Here is a 5618-nt window from a genome sequence, read left to right on the forward strand (position 1 = left end):
AAGAGTGTGTACACTGCTATTGCTATATCAAGGAACGCTAACGGTCTTGGGTCGGCATCAAAATATTCGTTGAGCCATATAGCGGTCCAGAGCACTCCGAAGACTGCCGCTGTCGTTGCCCCTGCTAAGGCAACCTTCCCGCTGTGGAGTGCGAACATCAGAAGTCCACCCACGAACTGTGCTATACCACCGAAGGCGAAACCGTTGGCTATTAAGGCTCTCTTTATCTTTCTTTTTTCTTCTTCGTTTTTCCCCTCTGGGAATCTGAAGGTGTTGTATATTCCATACGTCAATGCCGCTGTTCCATATCCGAACAGGGCAAATGGCGTCGGGTCGGGTGCCACCACCTTCACCACCTCCTGCGTTTTATTTCAACCTTTTCGTCCTTCTTCAGGCCCTTAAGGGCCCTCATGACTACGGCTTTATCTCCCTCCCCAAGCTCCTCGAGGGGGAGCCGGGGGAAGTCATCGAGGGTGAAGTATGACCGTCCAAGCCTTTTCCTCAGGGTTTCCCCGGCCTGAGCGCTAATCTCGCCGATAACCTCGCATATCAGGAAGTCGCCGTCTATGTGGGCCAACCTTCTTCCAAGTTCGGTGCTAAATCCAGTATACGAACTCTTGACCAGCAGATATCGCATCTTTGACCCTCCAGTACTCGTCTTCCAAAACCTTCATAACGTAGGCCAGCCTGAGGTCTTTACAGCTCTGGCAGTACTCGAAGACGAGCTTTCTGAGTGCTTCCTTCGGCTTGTCGCTCTTCTCGGCCTTCTCGATCAGCCTGAAGAACTCGTTGAGTATCTCCTCCCTGTCGAGGTAGCCGACAAGGTGCCTGAGCCTCTCCATGAGCGTGAGCCTTATTCTTTCAGGCACGGGTCCCTCTGGCAGTCTGAACTTCACCATCCCATCGGTGTATTCCGCATAGCTGAGCCTCTTCTCGACCAGACCAACGAGCTGGGCTATGCCGTAGATTATTTCCTCCGGCCTGGGTGGGCAGCCCGGGATGTAAACTACTTCACCAACGTTCTCGCCCTCATCCCTGATGTCTTTGACCAGCTCGTATATTCCTCCGGCGCGGGGGTATTCACTGCCCACCCTTCCGCTCTCTGGCCGCCTGTATATCGGGTATCCATTGTAGAATATACCCCCGGAGCAGGTGCACGTTCCGACGCCGATTATTATCCTCGGCTCCGGGGACATCGCCTTTATGGCCTCCTTGGCACCGTAGTAGGCCTGCCTTGTTAGAGGCCCCGAAACGAGCATTGCATGGGCGTGTCTCGGTGAGCCAACGAGCTTTATTCCAAAGCGCTCGACATCGTAGTACGGCGTAAGTAAATCGATTATCTCGATGTCACAGCCGTTGCACGAGCCCGTGTTGAGGTGGAAGACCCATATCGGCCTCATCTGATCACCCCCTTCTCCTTGCTGGCCTCTATTGTGGAATTAACCGTCCCCTTTCTCCTGCAGTCCCTGCAGAGCCAGACTTTCTCGTCGAGCGCTTCCCTCTCTATTACCTCCTCGGGAACTATCTGGAGGGCCTTGAGAACCTGCCTTTCGGTGTAGTCCGCGTACCTTCCGCATGAGTGACATTTCACAAGCTTCAGGCGAACGACCTCAACGTGGTCCCTCCTGTCGAGGGAAGCTGCCTCGAAGAAGTTGGTGAGTTTTATCGCTCCCGTGGGGCAGACTTCCTCGCAGCGGGCACAGCGAATGCACCTCCCAACATCGAGAACTATCTCCCTTTTTCCGTTCTCGTAATCGTCTATCCTGAGCAAAGCATCTGCTGGACAGACGTTAACGCAGCCGGCGCAGCCAATGCAGAGCGTTGGGTCTATCTGGGGTATCCCCCTGTACTCCGGCGGGGCCTCAAGCTTGACGTATGGGTACTTCAGGGTAACCGCCATATCACACCCTCCTTGAGGCCTTTATGCTCAGCCTGTTGAACTCCTCCTCCGTGAGAACCTTTGCTTTCCCGCTTCTTACATCAACTATCTGGACCCTCTCAGTGCAGGAGTAGCAGGGGTCTATGCTCGCCACTATGAGCGGTGCGTCCGCTATGGTGTTGCCGCGCATCATGTCGGGAACGGCAGGAAGGTTGTTGTAGGTTGCCGCCCTGGCCCTGTAGCGGTAGACCCTGTTGTTTTCTCCGGTCATAACGTAGTGGATGTTCTCTCCCCTTGGAGCTTCGGTCATGCCTATTCCCTCAAGGTAGGGCGGGATTTCCCTGTATTCGGCAATAATGTCTCCGTTTGGAATCTCATCTATTGCCTGCTCTAAAATCCACGTGCTCTCAAAGACCTCGTCAATCCTGACAAGGGCCCTCGCCAGGACATCGCCTTCCTTCTGGACAGGCACCTTGAAGTCGAGGTACTTGTAGGCCGCGTACGGGTGGTCCCTCCGAACGTCGAAGTCCCTTCCGGAACCCCTTCCGAGGGGCCCGTCAACGTCCCATGCCTTGGCCACCTTGTAGGGCAGAACGCCAACGCCTTCAAGCCTCTTTTCGAAGGTTCTCGTTGAGAGGGCCTTGTCAACCAGCTCCCTGAACTCGGTGTTTATCTTGTGGATAACCTCCTGAACGAGCTGCTTTCTATATTCGAGCAAATCTCTTCTCACGCCGCCGATGGTGAGCATTCCGTAGGTCTTCCTGTTGCCCGATAGCCTCTCAGCCAGCCACATCACGTGCTCCCTTATGCGCCACGCCTGCATGAAACCGTAGTCGTAGCCGACGAGGTGGCACGCGATACCGAAATTGAGCAGATGGCTGTGGAGCCTCTCTATTTCGAGCATTATCGTCCTGATGTATTCCGCCCTTTCGGGCACCTCTATTCCCGCTGCGTTTTCAACGGCCTCACAGTAGGCAGTCGAGTGGGTCGTACCGCAGATGCCGCAGATTCTCTCGGCTATGTAACAGACCTGCTCGTAGGTTAGCCTGCCCTCGGATATTTTCTCTATCCCCCTGTGGGCGTAGAAGCCCCTGTAATCGCAGTCCACTATGGTCTCTCCCTTGACGTAGAGCCTGAAGTGAGCGGCCTCCTCAAGGGCAACATGATAGGGGCCGTAGGGAACCACGACCTCTTTCTCCCCGGTCTTCCTGTAGGGATAGAACTTCTCTCCGGGCGGGCTGTCGTAGTAAGTAAAGTCCTTCCTGAGGGGATAGACGCAGGACGGCCAATCATCGGGCAGGACAAGCTTCCTCGGGTCCGGGTGGTTTTTCACATCGATCCCGAGGAGATCCATTATCTCCCTCTCGTACCAGTTGGCTCCACCGTGCTTTTCCGCAACCGAGTGTATCCAGAGATCGTTTGGGGGCAAATAGCTCCTTATCCCAACGTAAATGTCCCCGGCCTTCGCGTTGACGCTGAGCCAGTAGGTGACGCTGAACTTCCCGTTTATAGGTCTCTCGTCGGTTGCAACCATGGTTGAAAGCTGAGTCTCGGGGAAGCCGGACTCCTCAAGCCACCAGAGGACGAGCTTCGGAAGGTTCTCCCTGTCGGTAACGACAACCCACTGGTTGTAGGCTACCTGCTTCACCTCGCTTATGAGGTCTTTGAACCTCTCAATTAGCCTGTCAAGATACTCGCGGTTGACGACCGCTTTTTCATCCCCGTGCTTCCTTTTCGTCTCACCATGGAGGTCAGCAGTGTGAGCTTCCACCATTTTCACCACCCCATGGAGGCAATTGCAAGAACGACTATTCCAACCCCAAACACGAGCGTGTTCTGCCTGATGACCTGGATTATCTTCATCCTGCCCGTTGTGGCCTCAATAACTGCCGACATCGCGTAGAATACCACGAGCATGAAGAGCTGTGCAAGGAGCATCACCGCGCTCCCAAGTGGCGTTGTAAAGTCGATGACTCTACCGAGCGTCGGGAAGAGGAGCACCGCGCTGAAGAGCCATATGAGGACGACCCTTTTGATGAGCATCGCCCACTTGAAGATTCCGAAGAGCCTTCCGCTGTACTCCACGAGCGGGCCTTCGAGTATCTCCGTCTCAGCCTCTGCCACGTCAAAGGGTATGAAGGCGCACTCCGTGTAGACCGCGTAGGCGAAGAGGGCCATTCCCAGCAGTACGGACGGCGCGAGGCTCAGGTTCGTTGCAATGCCGCTTATCGAGAGCGAGCCGGTGTGGAGCGCGAACACACCGAGGGCTATCCCAAGTATTGGCTCGATGCTGAGGATTATCATCATCTCCCTGTTGGCGCCCGCGTTGGCGTAGGTGTTCTCAACGAGGAAACCGGCCATCATGAAGGCTATTGAGGATATCGCCAGTACGTACAGGAAGACGAAGATGTCCCCCGTGAAAGCTATCGGCACGAAGTCTCCAAAGGGCAGGACGAGGCCGGCAGTTAAAGCGGCCGCGAAGGCCACGTAGGGAGCGATAACAAAGCCCAACCTGTCGGTGGGCATGTTGGACTCCATGGAGAGCAGGTTGCTCAAATCGCTGTAGGTCTGGAACACCGAGGGGCCCTGCCTTTCCTGGAGGATCGCCTTGATTCTTCTGCTTATTCCGTCGAGGAACGGCGGAAGGAAGGCGAGTATGATTATCGCGACTACCGAGTAGATTACCTTTTCAATCATAGTCCCCACCCCGCGAGTATTATCACCATAATTCCAAGCACTATCAGCGCCAGAGTGAAGGGCCCGTTGGGTCTGCTGAAGCCCTCGTCGAGGACAAAGCCAAGGTTCCTCGCTATCTTGACGAGCGGGCAGAGGAACGTCTCATCAAGGTACAGCTCACCGAGGGAGGTGTACCTCCTTCCGATAGCGACTATGATGCCTCCAAAGGCACTTCCAAGCCTGCTGAGGAAGGTCGAGAGGGCAAAATATCCTCCGGCAATTCCTCTATTGGCTATTGCACTGACAATGCTCCCAATTTTATCACCAGATGTGTGGAGCAAGATTGAGATGCCAAAGTATGCATCTCCCACCTCCCCGGTAATCTTTCCTCCAATGTGGCTCAGCTCCTCGCCGAGGTGGTAGAGACCGTGTATGTACTCCTCGAAGGGCTCGTAGTAGTTAACCGCCTTGAACTTGTAGTCCCTTCTCGTTACCGGCTCGCCGAGGCGCCAGGGTTCAGTAGTTCTTCCCTTCGGCGGGAACGCGAGGTACATCGCGAGCACAACGAAGGTGAAGGCTACGACGAACAGCACCGGTTTAAAGTAGCTCTCGGCTCCGCCGAGAGGTTTGACCGTCACCAGCCAGTAGTTCGTTGATAGCGATGCCTTTACCCCCGAGAGCGCCTCTCCGGGGCTGAGGAGGAGCGGGAGGATTAAGCCCGGCACAAGTCCGAGGAGGAGACAGAGCGAAGCTAACAGTCCCTTTCCGAGGAGCATTGGGAAGGGAACTTCCTTCGCGTTGGCCGTTATGTCTTCCGGCTCACCGCCAAAGGCTGTCGTGTAGAACTTGAGGAACGAAGCGAGCGTTGCGGCGCTGATGAAGAGGGCCATGACTCCCAGGAATACGATGAGGCCGTTCCCCGAGAGGAACGTGGACTGGTAAATCAGCCACTTGCTCATGAAACCGTTGAAGGGCGGCGTTCCCGCTATTGACATGGCGGCGATGAAGGTGAAGATGGCCGTAAACGGCATAACCCTCGCGAGTCCCTTGAGCCTGTTCAGGT

General features: G+C 55.3%; 7 protein-coding genes. All 7 read right to left on the minus strand.

Features of this window, described 5'->3' with window-relative positions; translation table 11 throughout:
- The coding region (locus tag MVK60_RS11165) for a hypothetical protein (protein WP_297439415.1) at window positions 1-353 on the minus strand (353 nt) is incomplete at its 3' end.
- On the minus strand, window positions 350-637 hold the full coding sequence (locus MVK60_RS11170) for a hypothetical protein (protein ID WP_297439416.1): 288 nt from the start codon (window positions 635-637) through the stop codon (window positions 350-352). The genes MVK60_RS11165 and MVK60_RS11170, both read right to left, overlap by 4 nt.
- Complete coding sequence (locus MVK60_RS11175) at window positions 597-1400, minus strand: hydrogenase (protein ID WP_297439418.1); 804 nt, start codon at window positions 1398-1400, stop codon at window positions 597-599. The genes MVK60_RS11170 and MVK60_RS11175 overlap by 41 nt, the downstream gene beginning before the upstream one ends.
- Window positions 1397-1900 carry a 4Fe-4S dicluster domain-containing protein gene (locus MVK60_RS11180; protein ID WP_297439420.1) on the minus strand — a complete coding sequence of 168 codons (504 nt, stop codon included), beginning with the start codon at window positions 1898-1900 and terminating at the stop codon, window positions 1397-1399. Before MVK60_RS11180 ends, MVK60_RS11175 begins: the two co-directional genes overlap by 4 nt.
- Window position 1901: 1 nt before the next feature.
- Entirely contained in the window at window positions 1902-3653 is a 1752-nt protein-coding gene (locus MVK60_RS11185; RefSeq protein WP_297439426.1) for an NADH-quinone oxidoreductase subunit C, read from the minus strand.
- A 2-nt stretch (window positions 3654-3655) separates the two neighbouring features.
- Window positions 3656-4576 (minus strand): NADH-quinone oxidoreductase subunit H, encoded by a 921-nt coding sequence (locus MVK60_RS11190; RefSeq protein WP_297439422.1) that lies wholly within the window; start codon window positions 4574-4576, stop codon window positions 3656-3658.
- The coding region (locus tag MVK60_RS11195) for a proton-conducting transporter membrane subunit (RefSeq protein ID WP_297439424.1) at window positions 4573-5618 on the minus strand (1046 nt) is incomplete at its 5' end. The genes MVK60_RS11190 and MVK60_RS11195, both read right to left, overlap by 4 nt.

Source organism: Thermococcus sp., from assembly GCF_026988555.1.
Taxonomy (GTDB): Archaea; Methanobacteriota_B; Thermococci; order Thermococcales; family Thermococcaceae; genus Thermococcus.

Bases quoted from the DNA above. Each gene is read 5' to 3' on its own strand.
- MVK60_RS11175 (WP_297439418.1), bottom strand. From the start codon at position 1,400: ATGAGGCCGATATGGGTCTTCCACCTCAACACGGGCTCGTGCAACGGC.
- MVK60_RS11185 (WP_297439426.1), bottom strand. From the start codon at position 3,653: ATGGTGGAAGCTCACACTGCTGACCTCCATGGTGAGACGAAAAGGAAG.
- MVK60_RS11190 (WP_297439422.1), bottom strand. From the start codon at position 4,576: ATGATTGAAAAGGTAATCTACTCGGTAGTCGCGATAATCATACTCGCC.
- MVK60_RS11170 (WP_297439416.1), bottom strand. From the start codon at position 637: ATGCGATATCTGCTGGTCAAGAGTTCGTATACTGGATTTAGCACCGAA.
- MVK60_RS11180 (WP_297439420.1), bottom strand. From the start codon at position 1,900: ATGGCGGTTACCCTGAAGTACCCATACGTCAAGCTTGAGGCCCCGCCG.